The 705-nt window shown below is 41.4% G+C and carries 1 protein-coding gene; it reads left to right on the top strand.

The annotated features are described in order from the left end of the window. The first annotated feature begins 204 nt into the window (after positions 1–204). Positions 205–684, top strand: a complete 480-nt coding sequence (locus BCT81_RS23380; RefSeq protein WP_102426028.1) for a DUF1456 family protein — start codon at positions 205–207, stop codon at positions 682–684. The last annotated feature ends 21 nt before the right edge of the window (positions 685–705 follow it).

Consider the following 705-nt stretch of genomic DNA (forward strand, 5'->3'; position numbering starts at 1 on the left):
GTCAGATAAAGCATTCATTGCCAAATCCCTGATGTAACTTAACTTGAAAGAGTTAATAGCATCGGGGATTTTTTATATCTATCGAAAATCGGCGTTCTCTGTTAGAGTCGCCGTCAACTATGCTAAGTAAAGTATGACAAGGTTATCTGCAGCAATACGCCGTTTGAAGCCACTTTACTCTCTAAACCTTTTTAGGACACCTCTGTGACTAACAACGAAATCTTGCGTCGTATTCAACACGCACTAAACCTTAAGAACGCACAAATCATCAAAGCTATTGAGCAAGCGGATGTCACTGTTGCCCACGACCAAGTGATTAACTGGCTAAAAGCGAATAACGATAAGTCATGCTCTAAGATGAAAGACAAAGAGTTAGCGGTATTCCTAAATGGTTTCATCAACCTTAAGCGCGGTAAAAAAGAAGGGGCTCAGCCAAAACCTGAAGTGGCACTTACCAACAACATGATTTTCATGAAGCTACGTATTGCGTTGAACATGAAAGCAGAAGACGTGCTCGATGTATTAGAAGTGGTGGGTATCAGCCTAAGCAAATACGAAATTGGTGCCTACTTCCGCAAGCCTGAAAACAAAAACTACAAAGTATGTGAAGACCAATTGCTTTGTGATTTCCTAAATGGTGTTCAGTTTACTCACCGTCCAGACTCAGAAGAGTTCGCAGGTTAACTACTAGGGCGTGTTGACCTT

Source organism: Vibrio sp. 10N.261.52.A1, assembly GCF_002876325.1.
Taxonomy (GTDB): Bacteria; Pseudomonadota; Gammaproteobacteria; order Enterobacterales; family Vibrionaceae; genus Vibrio; species Vibrio chagasii.